The organism is Enterovirga sp., assembly GCF_028290205.1.
GTDB lineage: Bacteria > Pseudomonadota > Alphaproteobacteria > Rhizobiales > Beijerinckiaceae > Enterovirga.
The window spans coordinates 1-21,228 of record NZ_JAQGKF010000226.1 but is presented as its reverse complement, the minus strand read 5'-3'; the positions used below and the strand labels follow the sequence as shown (position 1 = coordinate 21,228).

At 69.9% G+C, this 21,228-nt stretch carries 28 protein-coding genes; 17 read left to right on the top strand and 11 right to left on the bottom strand.

Going from position 1 to position 21,228, the window contains the following annotated elements:
• The first annotated feature begins 162 nt into the window (after window positions 1-162).
• A complete protein-coding gene (locus tag JWR86_RS15720) occupies window positions 163-1,137 on the top strand; it encodes a tripartite tricarboxylate transporter substrate-binding protein (protein ID WP_299567294.1) in 975 nt (324 codons plus the stop codon).
• Window positions 1,138-1,240: 103 nt separating this feature from the next.
• Window positions 1,241-1,723, top strand: coding sequence for a histidine phosphatase family protein (locus tag JWR86_RS15715; protein ID WP_366914590.1), 483 nt, complete (start codon window positions 1,241-1,243; stop codon window positions 1,721-1,723).
• A 229-nt stretch (window positions 1,724-1,952) separates the two neighbouring features.
• Here the strand turns inward: JWR86_RS15715 and JWR86_RS15710 are convergent, their stop codons facing one another.
• Complete coding sequence (locus tag JWR86_RS15710; protein ID WP_299567291.1) at window positions 1,953-2,351, bottom strand: hypothetical protein; 399 nt, start codon at window positions 2,349-2,351, stop codon at window positions 1,953-1,955.
• Window positions 2,352-2,356: 5 nt separating this feature from the next.
• Window positions 2,357-2,845 (bottom strand): CoxG family protein, encoded by a 489-nt coding sequence (locus JWR86_RS15705; protein ID WP_299567290.1) that lies wholly within the window; start codon window positions 2,843-2,845, stop codon window positions 2,357-2,359.
• Window positions 2,846-3,075: 230 nt separating this feature from the next.
• Here JWR86_RS15705 and JWR86_RS15700 point away from each other — a divergent pair, with 230 nt between their 5' ends.
• The 6 genes from JWR86_RS15700 to JWR86_RS15675 all read left to right on the top strand — a co-directional run bounded on the left by JWR86_RS15700 (window position 3,076) and on the right by JWR86_RS15675 (window position 8,761).
• Window positions 3,076-4,035, top strand: coding sequence for a branched-chain amino acid ABC transporter permease LivH (locus tag JWR86_RS15700; protein ID WP_299567288.1), 960 nt, complete (start codon window positions 3,076-3,078; stop codon window positions 4,033-4,035).
• The gene (gene livM / locus JWR86_RS15695) at window positions 4,035-5,525 is read left to right on the top strand and encodes a high-affinity branched-chain amino acid ABC transporter permease LivM (RefSeq protein WP_299567287.1); all 1,491 of its coding nucleotides are present in this window, start codon (window positions 4,035-4,037) and stop codon (window positions 5,523-5,525) included. The genes JWR86_RS15700 and livM overlap by 1 nt, the downstream gene beginning before the upstream one ends.
• Window positions 5,525-6,370: an ABC transporter ATP-binding protein gene (locus tag JWR86_RS15690; protein ID WP_299567286.1), complete on the top strand. Its 846-nt coding sequence runs from the start codon at window positions 5,525-5,527 to the stop codon at window positions 6,368-6,370. Before livM ends, JWR86_RS15690 begins: the two co-directional genes overlap by 1 nt.
• Before the next feature lie 16 nt (window positions 6,371-6,386).
• Window positions 6,387-7,163 (top strand): ABC transporter ATP-binding protein, encoded by a 777-nt coding sequence (locus JWR86_RS15685; protein WP_299567285.1) that lies wholly within the window; start codon window positions 6,387-6,389, stop codon window positions 7,161-7,163.
• Window positions 7,163-7,516, top strand: coding sequence for a DUF6867 family protein (locus JWR86_RS15680; RefSeq protein WP_299567283.1), 354 nt, complete (start codon window positions 7,163-7,165; stop codon window positions 7,514-7,516). The genes JWR86_RS15685 and JWR86_RS15680 overlap by 1 nt, the downstream gene beginning before the upstream one ends.
• 117 nt (window positions 7,517-7,633) lie before the next feature.
• Window positions 7,634-8,761 (top strand): branched-chain amino acid ABC transporter substrate-binding protein, encoded by a 1,128-nt coding sequence (locus JWR86_RS15675; RefSeq protein ID WP_299567282.1) that lies wholly within the window; start codon window positions 7,634-7,636, stop codon window positions 8,759-8,761.
• A 97-nt stretch (window positions 8,762-8,858) separates the two neighbouring features.
• Here the strand turns inward: JWR86_RS15675 and JWR86_RS15670 are convergent, their stop codons facing one another.
• Entirely contained in the window at window positions 8,859-9,482 is a 624-nt protein-coding gene (locus tag JWR86_RS15670) for a YqgE/AlgH family protein (protein WP_299567281.1), read from the bottom strand.
• Between the two features lie 106 nt (window positions 9,483-9,588).
• Here JWR86_RS15670 and JWR86_RS15665 point away from each other — a divergent pair, with 106 nt between their 5' ends.
• On the top strand, window positions 9,589-10,092 hold the full coding sequence (locus tag JWR86_RS15665; RefSeq protein WP_299567280.1) for a peroxiredoxin: 504 nt from the start codon (window positions 9,589-9,591) through the stop codon (window positions 10,090-10,092).
• A gap of 84 nt (window positions 10,093-10,176) precedes the next feature.
• Here JWR86_RS15665 and rnhA read toward each other — a convergent pair whose 3' ends face one another.
• Together rnhA and JWR86_RS15655 are read right to left on the bottom strand one after the other, a co-directional pair.
• Window positions 10,177-10,656: a ribonuclease HI gene (gene rnhA, locus JWR86_RS15660; RefSeq protein WP_299567279.1), complete on the bottom strand. Its 480-nt coding sequence runs from the start codon at window positions 10,654-10,656 to the stop codon at window positions 10,177-10,179.
• Window positions 10,644-11,609: a homoserine kinase gene (locus tag JWR86_RS15655; RefSeq protein WP_299567277.1), complete on the bottom strand. Its 966-nt coding sequence runs from the start codon at window positions 11,607-11,609 to the stop codon at window positions 10,644-10,646. The genes rnhA and JWR86_RS15655 overlap by 13 nt, the downstream gene beginning before the upstream one ends.
• Window positions 11,610-11,760: 151 nt before the next feature.
• Between JWR86_RS15655 and JWR86_RS15650 the strand changes: the two genes are divergently transcribed.
• A complete protein-coding gene (locus JWR86_RS15650; protein ID WP_299567276.1) occupies window positions 11,761-11,928 on the top strand; it encodes a Flp family type IVb pilin in 168 nt (55 codons plus the stop codon).
• Between the two features lie 4 nt (window positions 11,929-11,932).
• Here JWR86_RS15650 and JWR86_RS15645 read toward each other — a convergent pair whose 3' ends face one another.
• Window positions 11,933-12,829 carry a LysR substrate-binding domain-containing protein gene (locus JWR86_RS15645; protein WP_299567275.1) on the bottom strand — a complete coding sequence of 299 codons (897 nt, stop codon included), beginning with the start codon at window positions 12,827-12,829 and terminating at the stop codon, window positions 11,933-11,935.
• Between the two features lie 167 nt (window positions 12,830-12,996).
• Between JWR86_RS15645 and JWR86_RS15640 the strand changes: the two genes are divergently transcribed.
• Complete coding sequence (locus JWR86_RS15640) at window positions 12,997-13,257, top strand: DUF1127 domain-containing protein (RefSeq protein ID WP_299567273.1); 261 nt, start codon at window positions 12,997-12,999, stop codon at window positions 13,255-13,257.
• Window positions 13,258-13,260: 3 nt separating this feature from the next.
• Here the strand turns inward: JWR86_RS15640 and JWR86_RS15635 are convergent, their stop codons facing one another.
• Window positions 13,261-14,040 carry a DUF937 domain-containing protein gene (locus JWR86_RS15635; RefSeq protein ID WP_299567272.1) on the bottom strand — a complete coding sequence of 260 codons (780 nt, stop codon included), beginning with the start codon at window positions 14,038-14,040 and terminating at the stop codon, window positions 13,261-13,263.
• A gap of 94 nt (window positions 14,041-14,134) precedes the next feature.
• Window positions 14,135-14,491 (bottom strand): DUF6481 family protein, encoded by a 357-nt coding sequence (locus JWR86_RS15630; RefSeq protein WP_299567271.1) that lies wholly within the window; start codon window positions 14,489-14,491, stop codon window positions 14,135-14,137.
• 419 nt (window positions 14,492-14,910) lie between these two features.
• On the opposite strand from JWR86_RS15630, the gene JWR86_RS15625 reads away from it, so the two are divergent.
• Entirely contained in the window at window positions 14,911-15,162 is a 252-nt protein-coding gene (locus JWR86_RS15625; protein ID WP_299567270.1) for a hypothetical protein, read from the top strand.
• Here JWR86_RS15625 and JWR86_RS15620 read toward each other — a convergent pair.
• Both JWR86_RS15620 and JWR86_RS15615 read right to left on the bottom strand, forming a co-directional pair.
• Window positions 15,159-16,526, bottom strand: a complete 1,368-nt coding sequence (locus JWR86_RS15620; RefSeq protein WP_299567269.1) for a glutamate--cysteine ligase — start codon at window positions 16,524-16,526, stop codon at window positions 15,159-15,161. The genes JWR86_RS15625 and JWR86_RS15620 overlap by 4 nt on opposite strands.
• 125 nt (window positions 16,527-16,651) lie before the next feature.
• Entirely contained in the window at window positions 16,652-17,395 is a 744-nt protein-coding gene (locus JWR86_RS15615; RefSeq protein WP_299567268.1) for a 16S rRNA (uracil(1498)-N(3))-methyltransferase, read from the bottom strand.
• A 180-nt stretch (window positions 17,396-17,575) separates the two neighbouring features.
• On the opposite strand from JWR86_RS15615, the gene JWR86_RS15610 reads away from it, so the two are divergent.
• Complete coding sequence (locus JWR86_RS15610; RefSeq protein WP_299567267.1) at window positions 17,576-18,013, top strand: hypothetical protein; 438 nt, start codon at window positions 17,576-17,578, stop codon at window positions 18,011-18,013.
• A 13-nt stretch (window positions 18,014-18,026) separates the two neighbouring features.
• Here JWR86_RS15610 and JWR86_RS15605 read toward each other — a convergent pair whose 3' ends face one another.
• Window positions 18,027-18,494, bottom strand: a complete 468-nt coding sequence (locus JWR86_RS15605) for a hypothetical protein (RefSeq protein ID WP_299567265.1) — start codon at window positions 18,492-18,494, stop codon at window positions 18,027-18,029.
• A 206-nt stretch (window positions 18,495-18,700) separates the two neighbouring features.
• On the opposite strand from JWR86_RS15605, the gene JWR86_RS15600 reads away from it, so the two are divergent.
• The 4 genes from JWR86_RS15600 to JWR86_RS15585 all read left to right on the top strand — a co-directional run.
• Window positions 18,701-19,504: a 3'(2'),5'-bisphosphate nucleotidase CysQ gene (locus tag JWR86_RS15600; protein WP_299567264.1), complete on the top strand. Its 804-nt coding sequence runs from the start codon at window positions 18,701-18,703 to the stop codon at window positions 19,502-19,504.
• Window positions 19,505-19,524: 20 nt separating this feature from the next.
• Window positions 19,525-19,755 (top strand): DUF4170 domain-containing protein, encoded by a 231-nt coding sequence (locus JWR86_RS15595; RefSeq protein WP_299567263.1) that lies wholly within the window; start codon window positions 19,525-19,527, stop codon window positions 19,753-19,755.
• A gap of 8 nt (window positions 19,756-19,763) precedes the next feature.
• Window positions 19,764-20,513, top strand: coding sequence for a lysophospholipid acyltransferase family protein (locus tag JWR86_RS15590; protein ID WP_299567262.1), 750 nt, complete (start codon window positions 19,764-19,766; stop codon window positions 20,511-20,513).
• A 47-nt stretch (window positions 20,514-20,560) separates the two neighbouring features.
• Window positions 20,561-21,228: glycosyltransferase N-terminal domain-containing protein (locus tag JWR86_RS15585; protein WP_299567308.1), on the top strand; the 668-nt coding region annotated here is incomplete at its 3' end.

Here is a 21,228-nt window from a genome sequence, read left to right as displayed (position 1 = left end):
GACGTAGCGCAGCATCGCACGGGGCGGGGCGGGTCCGGAAGGGGGTGAGCCAGGGAACCCGGCGCGCGACTATGGTCCTGTTTCCCCGCCCGGGCGGGTCGGCTACGCCTGAGGCAAGAGCAGCCTAGGGGCTGCCGCAAGCGGGAGGACAGGACGTTGAGGATGAAGGCTGTTCCGACTTTCCTCGTGGCCCTCGCCGCCGCGCTCTCGGCGTCGGTCTCGGCCGGCTCCGCCCAGACCTGGCCCGGCCGCACCATCACGCTGATCGTGCCCTTCGCGGCCGGGGGCGGCACGGACGCCTTCGCCCGCCCGCTGGCGCAGCAGCTCGACAGCCAGCTCGGCCAGCGCGTGATCGTCGAGAACCGGGCCGGAGCCGGCGGCACGGCCGGCGCCGCCGCGGCCGCGAAGGCCGAGCCGGACGGCTACACGTTCTTTGTCGGGGCCGCCCACCACGCCATCGCGCCCGCGATCTATCCGCGCCTGACCTACGACATCGAGAAGGACTTCGTGCCGATCGGGCTGATCGCCCGGCCGCCGCATGTGGTCGTGGTCAACCCGCAGCGGGTGGCGGCCAAGACCCTGCCGGAGCTGATCAGCTTCGCAAAGAGCAACCCGGAGAAGATGACCTATGGTCATGCCGGGATCGGCACCACGCACCACCTCGCGGGCGAATTGTTCAAGCTCCTGACCGGCACCAACATCAGGCAGGTGCCGTATCGCGGCGCCGGCCCCGCCATGGCCGACCTCGTGGCCGGGCAGATCGACATGGCCTTCGACGGGCTCGGCACCTCGGCACCGCAGATCAGCGGCGGCACCATTCGCCCCCTGGCGCTCGCCGCCCCGACCCGGGTCGGCATCTTCCCGGACCTTCCGACGGCGGGAGAAACAGGCCTGCAGGGCTACGACGTGTCCACCTGGTATGCCCTGTTCGCCCCCAAGAACACGCCGCCGGCCGTTGTCGAGCGCATGATCCGCGAGCTGAGGACCGCGCTTGGCACCCCCTCGGTGAAGGCGGCCTGGGAGAAGAACGGCTCCGACGTGCCCGACGTGACCGGCCCGGAATTCGCCGCCTTCGTGTCCTCGGAGGTGAAGCGGTGGGGCAAGGTCGTGGCGGATGCCGGCGTGAAGCTGGAGTGAGCGGCGCGAGGCCGGGCTGATCCGCCGTCTCCTCCTCGCCGGCATCGCCGGGGCCGCCGTCGCGGCCGCCGGTGTCGCGGCCGCCGATGACGCCGGCTGGCGGGTGCTCCGGGAGGGCGGCGCGGTGGCTCTGGTCCGGCACGCGCGGGCCCCCGGGACAGGTGACCCGCCCGGCTTCAGGCTGGGCGATTGCGCCACGCAACGAAACTTGTCCGACGAGGGCCGGCACATGGCGCGTCGGCTCGGGCGGCGCTTTCGGGCCGAAGGCGTTGCGGTGGCCTCCGTGCGGTCGAGCCGCTGGTGCCGGGCCATGGACACCGCAGCCCTGGCCTTTCCCGAGGCCGAGATCACGCCTGAACCGGCGCTCGACAGCAACTTCGGTCGGAATTCCGGAGCCGAGACCGAAACCGCGGACACGGCCGCTCTCGTCGCGCGTTGGAGCGGTCGGGCCGAAACGCTGGTGCTCGTCACGCACCAGGTCAATATCCTGGCGCTGACCTCGGTGCCGCTGGCGGAGGGCGAGGTCGTCGTGGTGCGACCGACCAGAGCCGGGCCGCTGAACGTCGTCGGCAAGCTGCGCCCCTGAGGCGCGACGTTACGGAAGTGTGACCGGGATCATGCGAATTGCGCATGGCGGCTGCTCCGCCTTGCCGCTTGTTGCAGTGCAGCAAAATCCCTAGCTTCATCCCGTCGGGAGAAGACGCCCTGGGGCGCCGGCAGCCCGGAATCGGGCCCGGCATCACAGGAGATCGAGATGCCTTTCATCAGATTGCTTCGTGCCGTCGTGCTCGAGACCTTCGCTCTGGAGCGCGATCTCAACCGCCGCCACCGCTTCCTCGGCTCGTAGCCGGGGCGCGAGTCGCCGGCCCGCCCGGCTGGGGCGCTCGGCCCCGAACGGGGCCGGGGCCGATCCGGGATCTCGTTTCGATCAGTGTGGGGACGGGCCGGGCCTGCTTGATGGCGGCGACACGCGCCGCGTCGGCTGGCCCGACATGACGGCCGCGCTCCCTCAGCTCGCGGCTATATTCCTCGTAGGTCAGGCCGAGTGCCTCGGCCCGACGCTGCCGCCACAGCATGATCTCCCACGGCACCTCCGTCCGGGTGGCCTTGTGGGCGACCTTCCAGGCGAAAAAGTTGCCGATGCCGCCCGTGCCCCATTCGGGCACGTGCTCGTCCTCAAGCGGCGGCCCGCCGTTATGCCCGGTCTCCGCCACCCGGCTCAGCCTGGCGTCGCTGCGGCCTGAGGCGCAGCAGCCGGCGCCTCAGCCAGCGTGCGGGCGAAGGTGGCGAAGAACTCGTCGGCGTATTTCTTGGCGACACCGTTGACCAGGCGGCCGCCGAGCTGGGCGATCTTGCCGCCCACCTGCGCCTCCACATCGTAGGACAGGAGCGTGCCGCCGCCCTCCTGCTCGGCGAGGCTGACCTTGGCTCCCCCCTTGGCGAAGCCCGCCACCCCGCCCTGCCCTTCGCCGGAGATCCGATAGCCGTTCGGCGGATCGATGTCGGACAGAGTGACGGCGCCCTTGAAGGTCGCCTTGACGGGGCCGATGGACACCTTGGCCGTGGCCTGAAAGCCGGTGTCGCCGGTGGCCACGAGTTCCTGGCAGCCCGGGATGCAGCGCCTCAGGATCTCAGGGTCGTTCAGCGCGGCCCACACCGTCTCACGGTCCGCCGGCAGGGCGACGCTGCCGGCCATCGTCATCGCCATCTTGAACGTACTCCTTCGCCCGCCCGCTATGCCACCGCGGCGCCCGCGTGCCTAGCGGACGGAGCGGCGCCACGCGGCGCAGCCCCGTTGGCCGCGCTGGGTTCGGCGGAGAGAAAGGGGTCCAGAGCTGCGGGCGAATACTGGCCGGATCGGCCCGATGCGTGCATGATCACGCAGGCTTATCGTTTCCATCTCGCCCGTGAATGCGGGCGCCGAGGCCCGCGACGCGCATGCATGCTTCCCTGATGGATCTCATTGCCTGGCTCGGTGTCGACCCCAATTTCGTGCAGCAGCTCATCAACGGCCTCACGCTCGGCTCCATCTATGGGCTGATCGCGATCGGCTACACGATGGTCTTCGGCATCATCGGCATGGTGAATTTCGCCCATGGCGACGTGTTCATGCTGTCGGCCTTCATCGCCCTGATCTTCTTTCTGGTGCTGACCACGATCATCGGCATCGGCTCGGTCGCGCTGGCGCTGTTCATCGTGATGCTGATCGCCATGGTGCTGACCTCGCTCTGGGGCTGGGCGCTGGAACGCTTGGCCTATCGGCCGCTGCGTGGCTCGTTCCGGCTGGCGCCGCTGATCTCAGCCATCGGCGTGTCGATCTTCCTGTCGAACTTCGTCCAGGTCGCGCAGGGCGCCCGCAACAAGCCGACGCCGCCCATGCTGCCGGACGTGATCCCGCTCTTCGAGCGGGACGGCTACGTGGTGGCGCTGTCCTACAAGCAGCTCATCATCATGCTGACCACGATCGTGGTTCTGGCGATCTTCTGGTTCGTGGTGCAGCGGACCTCGCTCGGACGGGCCCAGCGCGCCTGCGAACAGGACCGCAAGATGGCCGCCCTGGTCGGCATCGACGTCGACCGCACCATCGCGCTGACCTTCGTGCTCGGGGCTGGGCTCGCCGCCATCGCCGGCACCATGTACCTCCTCTATTATGGCGTCGTGAACTTCGCCGACGGCTTCGTGCCGGGCGTGAAGGCGTTCACGGCCGCCGTGCTCGGCGGGATCGGCTCGCTGCCCGGCGCCGTGATCGGCGGGCTCATCATCGGCCTCGTCGAAGTGCTGTGGTCGGCCTATTTCTCCATCGCCTACAAGGACGTCGCGGCCTTCTGCATCCTGATCATCGTGCTCACCTTCATGCCGTCCGGCCTGCTCGGCCGTCCGGAGGTCGAGAAGGTCTGATGGCCGCGAGCGCTCGCCTGCCGGCCGGCGCCGTCTCCGCCGCGCCGGAGCCGCCGAGGCCCGCCCCCGGCTTCGCTGACGCCCTGCGGGACGCGCTCTACGCCGCCCTGATCACGCTCGGGTTGTCGATCCCGCTCCTGGCGCTGCGGACGGAACAGGGGCCGAACGGCCTCGTGCTGGAGCCGCGCTGGGGCCTGGTCGCGGCCTGCTGCGGCATCGTCTTCGTCGGCCGGCTGCTGTTGCGGCTGCTCGGGCTGCGGGCCGTTCCGAGCCGGCGCAGCATGGCGGCGCGCGGGGCCGTCACGACCCGGGCGGAGCCGGAGCGACAATCGGGCTTCGCGCTTTCGGCGTTGCTCGGCCCCGTCTTCCTCGGCATCGCCGTCACGTTTCCCCTGCTCGCCTATCTGAGCGCGGGCGGGCTCACGGAATCCCGCTACTGGGTGGACCTCGGCATCCTCATCCTCACCTACGTGATGCTGGGATGGGGCCTGAACATCGTGGTCGGGCTCGCCGGGCTGCTCGACCTCGGCTACGTCGCCTTCTACGCGGTGGGGGCTTATTCCTACGCGCTTCTCGCCACCACGTTCTCGCTCTCGTTCTGGATCTGCCTGCCGCTGGCCGGCATCCTGGCGGCGTTCTGGGGCATCCTGCTCGGCTTCCCCGTGCTGCGCCTCCGCGGCGACTATCTCGCCATCGTGACGCTGGCCTTCGGCGAGATCATCCGCCTCGTGCTGATCAACTGGGTCGACGTCACGGGCGGCGGGGCCGGCATCTCATCCATCCCGCGCGTCACCTTCTTCGGCATCCCGTTCACCAACGACGAGACGGGCTTCCTCGGCTGGATGCGCTGGCTCCTGGGCTGGCGGGACGGCGCGCAGGGCAGCCTCGGCTGGCTGTTCGGCCCCGAGGGGCCGACCTTCAGCCCGATGCACCGCATCATCTTCCTCTACTACCTGATCCTGGTCCTGGCCCTGATCACGAACCTCGTCACGCTCCGGCTCCGGCGGCTGCCGGTCGGGCGGGCCTGGGAGGCATTGCGCGAGGACGAGATCGCCTGCCGGTCCCTCGGCATCAACACCACCAGCACCAAGCTCACCGCCTTCGCGATCGGCGCCATGTTCGGGGGCTTCGCCGGGTCCTTCTTCGCCGTCCGGCAGGGTTTCATCAGCCCGGAAAGCTTCAACTTCCTGGAATCGGCCACCATCCTGGCCATCGTCGTGCTCGGCGGAATGGGCTCGCAGATCGGCGTGGCGATCGCCGCGGTCGCCATGGTGGGCGGCCCGGAGATGCTGCGCAATCTCGGATTTCTCAGCCATGTCTTCGGATCCGGCTTCGATCCCAACGAGTACCGGTTCCTGCTGTTCGGGATGGGCATGGTCCTGATGATGATCTGGCGGCCGCGCGGCCTGATCTCGGTGCGCGAGCCCTCGGTGGTGCTGCGCGAGCGGCGGGCCATTTCCGGCTCCCATGTGAAGGAGGGCCACGGCTGATGGCAGACGTGGCCGCCCAGGCCGTCCTCACGGTCGACCACCTGACCATGCGGTTCGGCGGGCTGGTGGCGGTGAGCGACCTGTCCTTCCGCTGCCGCGGGGGCGAGATCACGGCGCTGATCGGCCCCAACGGTGCCGGCAAGACCACCGTCTTCAACTGCATCACGGGGTTCTATCGGCCGACGGAGGGCATGATGACCCTGCGGCAGCCCGCCGGCGCGACCTTCCTGCTGGAGCGGCTGCCCGGCCACGAGATCACGGCCCGGGCCAAGGTCGCCCGCACCTTCCAGAACATCCGCCTGTTCACCGGAATGACCGTTCTGGAGAACCTGATGGTGGCGCAGCATAACGGGCTGATGCGGGCCTCGGGCTATACGGCCGGCGGGCTGCTCGGCCTGCCAGGCTACCGCCGGGCCGAGAAGGACGCCGTCCGGAAGGCCGAGCGCTGGCTCGAGCGGACGGGCCTCGTCGACCGGGCCGACGACCCCGCCGGCGACCTGCCCTACGGCGACCAGCGCCGGCTCGAGATCGCCCGGGCCATGTGCACCGATCCGGTCCTGCTCTGCCTCGACGAGCCGGCCGCCGGGCTCAATCCGCGCGAGTCGCACGACCTCAACGAACTGCTGCTCTCCATCCGGGACCGCGACGGCACCTCGCTCTTGCTCATCGAGCACGACATGTCGGTCGTGATGGAGATCTCCGACCACGTCGTGGTGCTCGATTACGGGGTCAAGATCGCCGATTCCACGCCCGAGGAGGTGCGCCGCGACCCCCGTGTGGTGGCGGCCTATCTGGGCGTGGAGGACGAGGAGGTCGAGCAGGTGGAAGCCGAGGTGCTGACATGAGCCCCGAGACCCGGGCGTGAGCGTGGCCGGCATCAACGTCCTGCTGGGCGAGAGCCGCCCGGTTCAGGGCGCGCCCGCCCTCCTCCAGGTGCGCGGGGTCGAGACCTATTACGGCAACGTCATGGCCCTCAAGGGCGTCGATCTCGACGTCTGGGAGGGCGAGATCGTGGCGCTTGTCGGCGCCAACGGGGCCGGCAAATCGACCCTGATGATGACCATTTGCGGCAACCCGCGCGCGCGGCACGGCACCGTCACCTTCGCAGGCCGGGCCATCACGGATCTGGCCACGCACGAGATCGCCCGGCTGCGGATCGCCCAGGCGCCGGAAGGCCGGCGCATCTTCAGCCGCATGACGGTGTACGAAAACCTCCAGATGGGCGCCTCGCTCGACGGCGGCGCACATTTCGCCCACGACCTCGAGCGCATGCTCGGAATCTTTCCGCGCTTGAAGGAGCGTCTGCACCAGCGCGGCGGCACCATGTCGGGCGGCGAGCAGCAGATGCTGGCCATCGCCCGCGCCCTGATGGGGCGCCCCCGCCTCCTGCTGCTCGACGAGCCCTCGCTGGGGCTCGCGCCGCTGATCGTGAAGCAGATCTTCGAGGTGGTGCGCGACCTGAACCGGCGCGAAGGCACCACCGTCTTCCTGGTCGAACAGAACGCCTACCATGCGCTCAAGCTCGCCCATCGCGGCTACGTGATGGTCACCGGCACGATCACCATGACCGGCACCGGGGCCGAGCTCCTGGCCAATCCCGAGGTGAAGGCAGCCTATCTCGAAGGCGGGCGGCGCTGATGCAGGGCATCCTCTACGAGGAGCATTCCGCCTGGCTCTTCGTCCTGGTCACCGTGGTGCTGGGCGGCTGGACGGCCTGGATGACCGGCCGGGCTCTGGCCCTGACCTGGCGACCGGGCTGGCAGGTGGCGCTGTGGTCGGTACCGCTCGCCTTCGCGGTACGGTTCATCCACCATGCGCTGTTCGGCGGCACGCTGCTTTCGCTCCGGTTCGGACTGGTCGATCTTCTGGTTGTGCTGGCTGTCGCCCTGTTCAGCTATCGCTTCGCGCGGTCCGGGCAGATGGCCCGCCAGTATCCGTGGCTCTATGAGCGGGCGGGACCTCTCGGCTGGCGCGCGAAGACTCCGCCGTGACGCCCTTTTGACAGGGCCGGCCCGGTGACAATCATGCGGAAACAGGCATGATGGCGCGAGCCGGCCTTGCGCCGCCGGCCGGACGTCCGGCCCACGAATTTCAGGAGGGATGACCACATGAAGAGCAGGTTGCTGACCGGGCTCGCGCTCGGCCTCGGTCTCGCCGTGACGGCGCCGGCCTACGCGCAGGTGAAGCTCGGGGTCGCGGGGCCCATCACGGGGCCGAACGCGGCGTTCGGCGCGCAGCTGAAGAACGGCGCCGAGCAGGCTGTCGAGGACATCAACGCCGCGGGCGGCATCCTGGGCCAGAAGATCACCTTGTCCGTGGGCGACGACGTTTCCGACCCGAAGCAGGGCGTCTCGGTGGCCAACAAGTTCGCGTCCGAAGGCGTGAAGATGGTGGTCGGCCACTTCAACTCGGGCGTCTCCATCCCGACGTCCGAAGTGTTCCAGGAATCCGGCATCATCCAGATTACGCCGGCCTCCACGAACCCGAAATTCACCGAGCGTGGAATGTGGAACACGTTCCGGACCTGCGGCCGTGACGACCAGCAGGGCGGGGTCGCGGGCGACTACCTGTCCAAGAACTTCAAGGGCAAGAAGGTGGCGGTGGTCCACGACAAGACACCCTACGGCAAGGGCCTGGCGGACGAGACTCAGAAGGCCATGAACGCCAAGGGCCTCAAGGAGGTCGTGTACGAGGGCGTGAACACCGGCGAGAAGGACTTCTCGGCCCTCGTCTCGAAGCTGAAATCCGCCAATGTCGATGTGGTCTATTTCGGCGGCCTGCACACGGAAGCCGGCCTCATCATCCGGCAGATGCGCGACCAGGGCCTCAAGGCCCCCCTGATGTCGGGCGACGGCATCGTGTCGTCGGAGTTCGTGTCCATCGCCGGCCCGGGCGCGGAGGGCACCCTGATGACCTTCTCGCCCGATCCGCGCAAAAACCCGGAAGCCAAGGACGTCGTTGCCAGGTTCCGGGCCAAGAATTTCGAGCCCGAAGCCTACACGCTCTACAGCTATGCCTCGGTGCAGATCCTGAAACAGGCGGCCGAGGACGCGAAGTCCACCGATGGCAAGAAGATCGCGGACGTCATGCGGTCCGGCAAGGTGTTCAAGACCGTGATCGGCGACATCTCCTACGACAAGAAGGGCGACATCACCCGGCCCGACTATGTGATGTATGTCTGGAAGAAGGGCGCCGACGGCAAGATCGACTATTCCGGCAACGAAGTCGGGATGTGACGTCGCGGCTGCCGGCCGCCGGCAGCACCCGGACCGGGCTTCCGGTCCGACGAGGCCCGCCGCGAGGCGGGCCTTTTTCGTGACGTCTGCCCCCGGCTCAGGCGTGCCCGGCCTCGCTCGACAGCATGCCGAGGTCGATCCCGATCTTGCGGATGGCGAGATCGTAGCGGTGTTCCAGCGAGGCCTCGAAGATGAGGCCGGGATCGGCCGGGCAGTTCAGCCACCCATTGGCCTGGATCTCGCTCTCGAGCTGCCCGGGCGACCAGCCGGCATAGCCCAAGGCCAGCACGGCGCTGGTCGGCCCCTCCCCCTTGGCGATGGCCCGGAGAATGTCGACCGTCGCGGTGAGGCAGACATCCTCGTCGATGGCGAGCGTCGAGTGGTCGAGGAAGAAGTCCGGCGTGTGCAGGACAAAGCCGCGGCTGGTCTCCACCGGTCCCCCGATCAGCACCTTCATGCGCTGGGTGTGCACGGGCAGCCGGATCTCTCCGGCCGCGGGCAGGATGTCGAGCTGCACCAGCAGCTCGGAGAAGCTCACGTCCGGGGCCGGACGGTTCAGCACGATGCCCATAGCCCCCTCGGCCGAGTGGGCGCAGATGTAGATCACGGTCCGCTGGAAGCGGTCGTCCTGCATGCCCGGCATGGCGACGAGCATCTGCCCGTCCAGGTATCCGGGTTCTGCGCCCCGGCCTGCAGCCGGATGCTCTGATCGGCTCCTCACCATAGCGACATGCTACGCGCCGGAGGGACGTTGTCCACCCTCCGGGGCGCTCGACGCGACCGGATGCCGGCGCTATGCCGAGGAGTACCCTGACGGAGTTCCCCAGATGATCAAGATCGGCGACCAGCTGCCGCAAGCCACGTTCCGGGTGATGACGCCGGACGGGCCTGCCGCCAAGACCACCGACGACCTGTTCAAGGGCCGCAAGGTCGTGCTGGTGGCGGTGCCGGGCGCCTACACGCCGACCTGCGACCGCAACCACCTGCCGGGCTATGTGAGCCGCGCCGACGAGATCAAGGCCCAGGGAATCGACGCCATCCTGGTGACCTCCGTCAACGACGTGTTCGTGCTCAAGGCCTGGTCGGCCTCGACGGGCGCGGACGGCAAGGTCGAGATGTTGTCGGACGGCAACGGCGATTTCGCCAAGGCCCTCGGCCTGTCCTTCGACGGCTCGGGCTTCGGCCTCGGCACCCGCTCGCAGCGCTACTCGATGCTGGTCGAGGACGGGGTGGTCAAATCCCTCAACGTCGAGGACGCCCCCTCCAAGGCCGAAATCTCGGGTGCCGAAAACTTCCTGAAGCAGCTCGGCGAAGGCCAGCAGGCCGCCTGATCCGGAAGCGCCGTCCCTCTCGCCGGAGGGGGGCGGCGCTGAACTTCGTCCCGGCCGCGGCCGGGACGGGCCTGGCGGCGCCGGCTAGGCCCGTCGGGCGGCCAGCATGCGCTGAATGGCGGCGCGCGCGAGACCGTCGACCCGGTTGTTGCGGGCGTCGTCGGCGTGGCCCTTCACCCAGTGCCAGCTGACCTGGTGGCGCCCGCGCGCCTCGTCCAGCCGCCGCCACAGATCCTCGTTCTTGACCGGCTTGCGGTCGGCCGTGAGCCAGCCTTTGGCCTTCCAGCCTCGGATCCAGGTCGAGATCCCGTTCCGGACGTATTGGGAATCCGTGTAGAGGTCGACGCGACACGGCCGGCTCAGTGCATCGAGGGCCGAGATCGCGGCCATCAATTCCATGCGGTTGTTGGTGGTGTGCGGCTCGGAGCCGGAGATCTCGCGCTCGTTGGCACCCAGGACCAGCAGCGCGCCCCAGCCGCCCGGCCCGGGATTCCCCGTGCAGGCTCCGTCCGTGTAGATCACCACGCGTTCGCCGGCCTCGGCCTCCTCGGTCACTTGCGCCATCCATATTCGGTCGCGCTCTCCACCCGGCGGTGGAAGGCGAGCTTGCGGTCGTATTCCAGTGGGTCCTTGGGACGGACCAGCGCGCCGGGGGGCACGTTCAGCCAATCCACCAGCCGGGTCAGCATGAAGCGGAGCGCCGAACCCCGGGCCAGGATGGGAAGCGCCCGGGCCTCCTCGGGCTCGAGCGGCCGCACGCTCTCATAGCCGGCAATCAGCGCCGCGCCCTTGGTCAGGTTGAACGAGCCGTCCGGCTCGAAGCACCAGGCGTTGAGGCAGATGGCGAGATCGTAGGCGAGCGCATCCGTGCAGGCGAAGTAGAAGTCGATCAGCCCGGACAGCTCCGTCCCGATGAAGAAGACGTTGTCCGTAAACAGGTCGGCGTGAATGATTCCGGCCGGCAGCCCCGAGGGCCAGAGGGTGGCGAGCGCGTCGAGTTCGGCCCGGGTCCGGCCGGCGAGCCCAGGGGCGACCCGGTCGGCCTCGGCCTCGGCGCGGGCAAACAGCGGCGCCCAGCCGGCGAGCGAGAGCGCGTTCGGGCGCTGCATGGCGAAGTCCCGCCCTGCCGCGTGCAGTCGTGCCATTCCGGCCCCCACCGCCCGGCAGTGGCTCGCGCTCGGGCGCCGCACGGCGAGACCTTCCAGAAACGTCACGATCACGGCCGGGCGGCCGGCAAGCGTGCCCAGCGCCTCCCCGCTCCGGGCCCGGACTGGAACCGGGCAGATCAGTCCTCGCGCCGCGAGATGCTCCATCAGGCCCAGGAAGAAGGGCAGGTCCTCCTCCCTGACGCGCTTCTCGTAGAGCGTCAGGATGAAAGGCCCGCGCGAGGTGCGCAGGAAAAAGTTGGAGTTCTCGACTCCCTCCGCGATGCCCTTGAAACTGAGCACCTCGCCGAGATCGTACGCGGCGACGAACGCGCGCAACTCGTCGTCCGACACATCGGTATAGACGGCCATCAGCGGGGGCGGCCGCGACTCGGGTTCGGCATGGCCGCATGTGCGAAGCCGGCCCCGAAACTGTCAAGCCAGGGGCCGAACTCTCGGCAGTCTCATTAACTCGAGGCAAAGCCGGACGGGCGATGATCGGCCCGCGAACGGAAGCAGCGACATGTTCAAGCGTTGGCAGGAAGACGGGCGCGGCGCCACGTCGATCGAGTATGCGCTGATCGCCAGCCTGATCGCCGTGGTTATTCTGGTCGGGGTGACGTCCACGGGGAACGGCACCAACGGCCTCTTCGCGCGGGTCGGAATCGCCTTCAACACCTACATCCCCTAGGAGCTCACTCGGCCGCGATCCCGACCGGCCCGCGCCGGCCCGCGCCAAGATTGTCCAGGTTCTCGCGAATCTGGTCCGCCAGAGCCTCAGCCAGCGAGCCGGTCTGACCGGGAGCGCGCATCAGCCCGATCTTGCAGGTCGGAAGGGCCGGGAAGCCTTCGCGGGCACCCAGAATGCGCATCCCGTTCTTCACTGCGCTCTCCGGCAGGACGGCGACGGCGAGCCCGGCCAGCACGGCGGCGCTGACCGCGGTCGAGTACCAGCTCACATAGGCCATTCTGAACGGGCGCCCGGCCCCCGACAGCGCGTCCGTTGCCGCGCTGCGCCAGGCGCAGGTGTGCCGGCCGAGCGCCAACGGCACCGGGACTTCCTCGTGCACGCCGTGGCGCGGCGAAGTGACCCAGAGCAGCTGCTCGACCCGAACCACCTCGGAAACGGTGTGGCCGTCGACATGGGTGATGATCGCGAGATCGAGCTCGCCGTCACGCATCTTCTCGGTCAGCAGGGGCGTCGGCTCGCAGACCACCGTCACCTCGGCGCGCGGATTCGACCGGGAGAAGGTGGCCAGGATCTCCGGCAGGTAGCGGTCCGCATAATCGTCCGGAAGGCCGAGCCGGATCCGGCCGACGAGGTCCGTCTCGGCGAAGGATGCCACGCATTCGCTGTTCAGCCGGACGATGCGGCGCGCATAGTCGAGCAGCTTCTCGCCGTCGTCGTTGAGCCTGGAGGCGCGCCCGTCGCGTTCGAAGATGGGCCGCCCGATCCGCTCCTCGAGCCGCTTCATCTGCATGGACACGGCAGATTGCGTCTTGTGCACCACATCGGCGGCGCGGGTGAACGAGCCCGTATCGGCGATCGCCACGAAGGTACGTAGCTGGTCGATGTCGAGCATGTGCGCCATGGCCATCACCCTCCTTCGAATGTGTGATGAAAGACATCTCTATCATTCATTTTACGAATGCGTCGAGAGAATGTCAGGGTCGCCGGAGAGATGCCCTCCGGAGTTCAGCCATGCTTGCCCCCCTGCCCCCCTCATCCGCACCGGCGCCAACAGGACTCGGCGCCGCCGTGGCGGCTGCCGGCGGCCGCCTGCGGGCTTTGGTCAGGGTGTTGCGCCACCGCAGCGCGGTGCGCCGCCTGCTCGAACTCGACGATCGGGCGCTGAAGGATATCGGCCTCCTGCGCGGCGATGTGCTGGGCGTGCTGGCGAGGCCGCTCTCGTCCGATCCGTCCGCCTTTCTTCTGGTGCGGGCGGTCGAGCGTCGGGCCGCCGGTCGCGCGCCCGCCACCGCCCGGCAGCCTGTCGGGCGCCAGCGCTGCCGTGTCTGACGGTCAGCCCGCGCGCGTTGGCCCAGCGGACTGGCCGTCCAGGATGGCCTGAAACGCCGCGACATTCCGGTCCTGGATCTCGCGACCCGTCTCGAACATCTGCGCGACGGCCTGGAACGGGTTTGGAACCGGCGCCGGGGGCGGCGGCTTCGGCGCCTCGGCTTGGCCGCCCAGCATCGTGGACATCAGCCGCGACCAGGCCTCGAACGGTGCCGCCGACGGCGCGGGCTGGGGCTGCGGCGGGCGCCCGGTCATGGTCTCGATCATGCCGTGCCAGGCCGCCCACGGGTCGCCGGAGGCCGGTTGCGGCGCTGGCCGTTTCGGCGCGGCCGATTTGAGCGCATCGGACCATTGCCGAAGCATGTCGGCGAAGCCCTCGACCGAGGCGGTGCGCGACATGCCGCCCACCAGCGTGGCGGCCACCACCGGCATCATCTGTTGCAGAACCCCAACGGCGATTCCGGTCGTGCCCGCGGCCTGATCGGCCACCCGCTGCGCCACGTCGCCCGAGCCGAACAGCCGTGCCAGGAGGTCGCCCGCTCCCGCCCGCGGGGCGGACGTGCCGTCGAAACTGGGCAGATAGCGGCCCGACAGCATGAGGTCGAGCAGGCCGGCGAAGCTCGCCGGATCCTGAGCGTTGCGCCGGAAGGCCAGAGAGAACGCCGGGAGAAGCGCCTCCAGGGCGCGCTGGGTCTCGTTGCTGTTCAGCCCGAACTGCCGCGACAGCTGGTCCAGCGCCGCGCCATGCTGCGCCTGCCGCATGATGTCGAACAGGTTGACCATGTGCGGTTCCGAGCCGGCCCAGGTCCGGTTGTCCGGACCCTAGCTCAAGCCGCGGGCTTGCGGAACCGCCGTTCTGGCGGGTCCGAACCGCCGGTTACTTGCGCCGCTTGGCAGCCTTGCGGGCAGCGTAGCGGGCGTCGCGCGCCGCCTTCTGCGCCGATTCGAGCTCCGCCTGGCGCTCGATGCGGGCGAGTTCATCGAGTTCGCGGCGCTCATGCTCGGCCTTCTCGGCTGCAATCCGCTCGGCCTCCTTGCGGGACTCCTCCTCGAGCCGCAGCCGGTCGCGCTCCGCGGCGCGCAAGTCGCGCGCCCGCGCAACGGCCTCGCGCTCGGCCCGCCGCGCCTGCACGGCCGGATCATCAGCCTTCGGCCGCGCCCGGAATCGCTCCAGCATCGCAGTCTTCGCGGCCTGCGAGGCCGAGGCCCTCTCGTCGAACTTCAGATCCTTCAATGCGAACTCCCTGAGAGCCGGAATGCGGTCCAGCCGCTCCGCCTCATCTCGCGCCACAGACCCGGCGCCGGAGACCCCACACGGCATCGGACGGCCAGAAGGCCATCCCGTTCCAACCCGTCGGGGAACGACCCGGAGGCGACGGGCCTGACGGCACGCGCCGCAACACGCGGGTCGATCCGCATGTGCATCGGCCCGGGCAGGAATTCAAGGTCTAGCCGCGGCCTGTCGTCGCCGGCGTCGATCCGGCCTGAAGCTCGCAGCGGGTTTTTGGGCCGGTGAATCATGTGGATTGCGGGCAGAACCCGGCCTCGACGTCATTCAGCCGCTGCCGCCGCGGAACCGCCGCATGGGCTGTCGCTTGAGACCCGAGGCGCGGCGGAAGCGAACGCCTGCCGCGGGCCGGGCCGGAGGGCCGCATGACGGTGCATTATTTCCACTGCACGGACGGTGTCGACCTGATCATCGACCGGACGGGCCGAGATGGATCGAACACGGGCGACCTGCTGAGGCGGGCTCGCGACGTCGCCGACGAGCTCCGTCGGGCCGTGCCGACCTTCCACGAATGGCAGGGCTGGTCCGTTCACGTCTATGACGAGCGGGGGGAAGTCGCGATCGTGCCCTTCGACCCCAAGGACGCACCGCTGCGCCACAAGGGCGGCGCGCTCTAGAACACCGCCTCGGAGAAGCTCGGCAGCACCGAGCCTTTCCACGCGCCCTGGAAGGCGGCGAGCCAGCGGGCGGCCTGCACCTCCCCGGCCGCGATGGCATCGAGCGGATCGAGGAATCGTGTCTCGTCCCGGCCCGAGCCGTCGAGCGAGGCCCTGCGGGCCAGGCCCGCCCGCGCCAGCGCAAGGGCGTCGCCGGCCACCTCCCGCACACTCCGGCCTCCGATGGTGGCGTCCAGCGCCAGGCGCGGCACCGAATCGCGAAGCGCCTGCCGGTCGGCCGCCGACCAGGTGCGGGCGAGTTCGGCCGCACCGTCGAGGGCGGGCCCATCATAGAGCAGGCCGGTCCAGAAGGCGGCCTGGGCGGCGATCATCTCGGGGGGCCCGACATCGGCACCCCGCATCTCGAGATATTGCTTCAGCCGCACCTCGGGGAAGATGGTCGAGAGATGGTTGGCCCAGTCCGACCGCGTCGCCCGCTCGCCTGGGAGCGCCAGCAGACGGCCCTCCATGAGGTCCCGGAACGAGCTTCCGGCCACATCATGGTAGGTGTCGCCACGCTTCACGAAGTACATCGGCACGCCGAGCGCGTAATCGACCATGCGGTCATAGCCCATGCCCTCCTCGAAGGCGAAGGGCAGCAGGCCGGTGCGGTCGGCGTCCGTGTCGCGCCAGATCTCGGACCGCATGGACAGAAGGCCGTTCGGCCGGCCGTCGGTGAAGGGCGAGTTGGCGAAGAGCGCGGTCGCGATCGGCTGCAGGGCCAGGGCGACCCGCAGCTTGGCCACCATGTCGGCTTCCGAGCCGTAATCCAGGTTCACCTGAACCGTCGCGGTGCGGAACATCATGTCGAGGCCATGGCCGCCGACCTTGGGCATGTAATTCGCCATGATGCGGTAGCGGCGCTTGGGCATCACGGGCGTCTCGGCCCGGGTCCAGAGCGGGCTCATGCCGAGGGTCAGGAACCCGATGCCGAGCGGATCCGCCACGGCCTTGAGGTCGGCCAGGTGCCGGGCGAGTTCGGCCTCGGTGTCGTGGATGCTGGCCAGGGGGGCTCCGGACAGCTCGAACTGCCCACCGGGCTCGATCGAGATGGCGCCGCCCCCGCTTTCGTCCGCAAGGCCGATGGGGAGGCCGTCGTCGAGGATCGGCTCCCAGCCGGTCCGGGCGGCGAGGCCCTCGATGAGGGCCCGGATTCCGGCCGGGCCGTCATACGGGACCGGCCTCCGGTCGGCCCGGTAGAACGGCACCTTCTCGTGCTCGGTCCCAATGCGCCACTCCGCCCGAGGCTTTTCGCCGGACGCGAACCAGGCGACCAGCTCGTCGCGGGCCGTGATCGGGGCCGCGTCCGTAACATCGCGCGCCATGCGCTACCTCGGCTGGGGCGAGCGAGCGCCCGGGTGACGGACCAGAGGCCCGTGCGGGCAGCGGCGCCTCAAAGGCGGCTTCATAGGGCCATTCCGTCCGGCGCTGCAACGACGGCAGCGGACGGTCAGCGCCAGTCGCCCAGGACGGCCTGGACGACGGCGAGTGCGGCCACCGCAGCGGTATCGGCCCGCATGACGCGCGGTCCGAGCGACAGCCGCACGACGAGGGGGCGCGCCAGGATGGCGGCGCGCTCCTCCGGGTCGAATCCGCCTTCCGGCCCGATCAGGAGGGCCACACCGCCGCCCCGGGGCAGGCCGGCAAGGGCCTCGACCGGGTTCGCGACCGGCGCCGCCTCGTCGCAGAAGAGGAGTGGCCGGCCGGGCTCCAGACCGGCCAGCGCCGCCGGCAGGTCCTGCTCCGGACGAAGCTCAGGCAGGGCCAGGATCCCGCATTGTTCCGCGGCCTCGATCACATTGGCCTGGAGGCGGGCGGAATTGACGCGGTTCGGCACGGTGCGGCGGGTGAAGACGGGCTGGATGGTGCCGGCGCCCATTTCCACCGCTTTCTGGGCCAGGTAGTCGAGCCGGGCATGTTTCAGGGGCGCGAACAGAAGGTCGAGGTCTGGCCGGCCCGTCTGCTCGCGCGTGCGCTCCACCAGCCGCAGCCGTGCCGCCCGCCGGCCCTCCTGGAGGAGCGAGGCCCGCCATTCGCCGTCGCGGCCATTGAAGACGAGGATCTCGGCACCGGCCCCGAGGCGGAGCACGTTGAGAAGGTAGTTCGCCGCTTCGCGGCCGAGTTCCACCTCCCCGTCCGGCTGAAGCGGGCTCTCGGTGAAGAGGCGCTGGGACGCGCGGTCATGGATCGCCATGGCCCATCTAGGCCCGCCGCGCCAATGCCGCCACAATCCTGTGGTCCGGGTCGCGGGAACGAAAACGGCGTGGCCGGGACGGCACAGTCTCGCACCCGCCAAACTGCTAGGCTGCATGCGTCAAGCGCGGAGCCTGTCTCGGAGGGGGTTCACATGTCGCCGTTGTTCCGGACGTCGAGATTGGTTGCGGCCGCAGGCGTGGCCCTGGCCATGTTCGCGACCAGCCAGGCTTACGCCCAGGCCTCCGGGTGCGGAGACCTCCAGGCCCATCTCGGCAAGCGCAAGGCGATTGCCGACAAGCTGACCGTGTCGGCCGGCAAGCAGATGGACGCCAAGATCGCCTGCCAGGGCTTCACCCAGCTCGTCGCCAACGGCACCGAGATCCTGAAATGGGCCAACGCCAACAAGGATTGGTGCCAGATTCCGGAGAGCTTCATCGCCAGCATCACGGCGGACCACAGCAAGGCGACCCAGATCCGGGGCCGGGCCTGCAACGTGGCCGCGAAACAGACCGAGATGGAGAAGCAGGCCAAGAGCGGCGGCGGCGGCGGCCAGCAGGGCCTGCTCGGCGGCAACGGCCTCTCGGGCTCGATGCAAGTCCCCCAGGGCGCGCTCTAGCACCCGGCTGAGGTCAGCGGCCCCGGCCGCTGACCATTTCCTTTTCTCGAAACACCACAGGCCGTCGCGGCAGCCGCGCGGGTTTTCGCCGGGCCAGGAAGCGCGGCCTCCGCCCGGACAGCACCGCGAGGCGGCATCTGCGCTCCAGCGGGGCCCCGATCACCAGCCGGCCCATCTGCGGGTAGGCGGCCTCGTACCCGCCAAGCGCACGCTCCACGAGAAGCGGCAGCCCTGACGTCGCGGCCAGCGATCGCCACACCGCGATCACCTCCTCCTCGCCGTAGGGGCCGAGCTCCACCACCGTCTCGCCGGCGTCGCCGATCACCACGATTCGGAAGCCGGAGCCGTCGAGCCGCAGCGCGACACCCGAGAGCGCCTGCGCGCAGGCCGAATCCTGCCGACCCCGTGCGGCATGCGCCGCCCCGTCCCGCTGCGGCCCTGCGACGCAGCCCGCGTCGCTCCCGGTCTCATCACCTGCCATATCGATGCCCTGTGCCGGCCCGGCAGCTTCGGTGAGCGCTCGGGACGGCCGGAGGGTGGCGGCCAGGCCTTTCCCGGCCGCTTAATCCCTCCGCTCAAACCCCTGACAATGCCGGCTTTCCGGCTTCATCCCTGCTGCCGCCTTGCCGCGATCGTTCGGATTGTCTTGTTCGCGGGCCGCCCCTCCCGTACAGCTCCGCCACCCCGATGCGAGACGACACCGCCCTTCTCCACCGCCTGCTGCCCGAGGTCCGGGAGGTGGCGCGCGAGGCCGGCGACCTCGCGCTGCGGTATTTCCGGCCCGGCCTCGCCACCTCTGCCCAGATCTGGTCCAAGGCCGGCGGCTCTCCTGTCACGGAAGCGGACCTTGCCGTGGACAGCTTCCTGAAGGAGCGGCTCGGCGGGCTCCTGCCCGACGCCGCGTGGCTGTCGGAGGAGACGGCCGACGACCACAGCCGGCTCGGCCGCGACCTCGTCTGGATCGTCGACCCGATCGACGGCACGCGGGCCTATCTGTCCGGAAGCCGCGACTGGTCGATCGCCATCGCCCTCCTGCGAACCGAACGACCGGTGCTCGGGATCGTGCACGCGCCGGCCCATGACACGCTGTTCGAGGCCATCGCGGGTTCCGGCGCCCGGCGCGACGGCGCACCGATCTCGGTCTCTGCGACCGTGCAACTCGGCTCCTGCAGCGTCGCCGGGCCTGTTTTCATGCTCGACCGCCTGGCGCGAACGCACCCGGACACCCGGCGGCCGCCGCGGGTCCCCTCGCTCGCGCTCCGCATTGCCCGCGTGGCGGAAGGGGCGGTCGATGCCGGCCTGATCTCGGGCAATGCGCGCGACTGGGACATCGCGGCCGCGGACCTCGTGCTCGCCGAGGCCGGCGGATCGCTGGCCGGGCTCGACGGCGCCGCGCCGCGCTACAACCAGCCCGACCCCTGCCACGGCGAACTCATCGCCGCGCCGGCCGCTTTGCAATCCGGGCTCGCCCGCGCCATCAGGACCGGATGATCAGAGGCGGCACGAGCGGAATGGACCAAGACGGACAGCAACTTTTGCATCTCGTGTTCGGCGGCGAGCTCGAACGGCTCGACGGCGTCACCTTCCGGGACCTCTCGCGCCTGGACCTCGTCGGCATCTTCCCGAATTACGCCAGCGCCCATGCGGCCTGGAAGGCCAAGGCGCAGGCCACCGTCGACAACGCGCAGATGCGCTACTTCATCGTTCACCTGCATCGTCTGCTCGACCCGAACGTGGCCTGAGCCTCGCCATGCCCCGCCTCAAGGAGGTCGTCCGCAAGCCGGCCGTGCAGCAGGCCGCGGGCTGGTCCTTTGCCCGCTACCTCGACCTCGTCCGGGCGACCAACAGCTGGGTCCACGAGCCGGCGGACATCTACGACCGACTCGGCCCGCTGCAGCCCCTGATCGGGGCCATGTGGCACGGCCAGCATTTCATGGCGCCGTATCTGCGCCGGCCGCAGGACCGCGCCGCGAGCCTCGTCTCGAAATCGAGCGACGGCGAGCTGAACGCGATCGCGCTGCACCATCTCGGGGTGCGGGCCATTCGCGGCTCCGGCGCGCGCGGCCGCGATCAGCGCCTCAAGGGCGGATCGAGCGCACTTCGGGCGATGCTGCGGGCCTTGGCGGGCGGCGAGAACATGTTTCTCACCGCCGACATCCCCAAGATCGCCCGAATTTGCGGCACCGGCGTGGTGCTGCTGGCCCGCATGTCGGGCCGACCCATCGTGCCCGTGGCCGTCGCCACGAGCCGCCGCAAGGAGTTCCAGAGCTGGGACCGGGCCAGCCTCGGCCTCCCCTTCGGCCGCGGCGCCATCGTGGCCGGCGACCCGATCTGGGTGCCGTCGGACGCCGACGACGCGGTGCTTGAGGAGAGGCGGCTCGCCACCGAGCGGGAGCTCGACCGCGTCAACGCCCGTGCCTTCGGGCTGGTCGGGGGATCGGACCCGGGTGCGGGCCTGCGGCGGCCTGGCGCGGGCCAGCCGAGCGACCGCGCCTCGTGAGCGGGCCTCTGCCCGCCGCGCTTGTCGCCTACAGGGCAGCCACCACGCTGCTCGCCCCCCTCGCTCCCGCCCTGCTGCATTGGCGGGCCCGGAAGGGCAAGGAAGACATCGACCGCCTCGGCGAGCGCCGCGCCTGGCCCGGCCGCGACCGCCCGGCCGGCGATCTCGTCTGGGCGCACGGGGCCTCCATCGGCGAGACCCTGACCCTGCTGCCACTCGTGGAGCGGCTGATCGGGCGCGGCCTGAAGGTGCTGGTCACCTCCGGCACCCGGACCTCGGCCGAGATCCTGGCCCGCCGCCTCCCGCCGGGCGCGCGCCACCAATACCTGCCGCTCGACGTGCCGCATCTCGCCAGGCGCTTCATCCGGCACTGGCAGCCGCAACTCGCCCTGTTCGCTGAATCCGAGATCTGGCCGAACCTGATCCTGGAACTCGATCGGCACCACATCCCGCTGGTGCTGGTAAACGGCCGCATCTCCGCCCGCTCCTTCGCGGGCTGGAGCCGGCGCGCGCCCAGGGTCGCCGAAGCCCTGTTCGGCCGCTTCGCGCTCTGCATCGCGCAGAGCGCCGCCGATGCGGAGCGCCTTCGCGCCCTCGGCGCCCCGCGCGTGGCCCTCGGCGGAAACCTCAAATTCGACATCCCGCCCCTGCCGGCCGATCCCGCCGCCGTGGAGCACCTGCAGGCCTGCCTGGCCGGACGGCCGATCTGGATGGC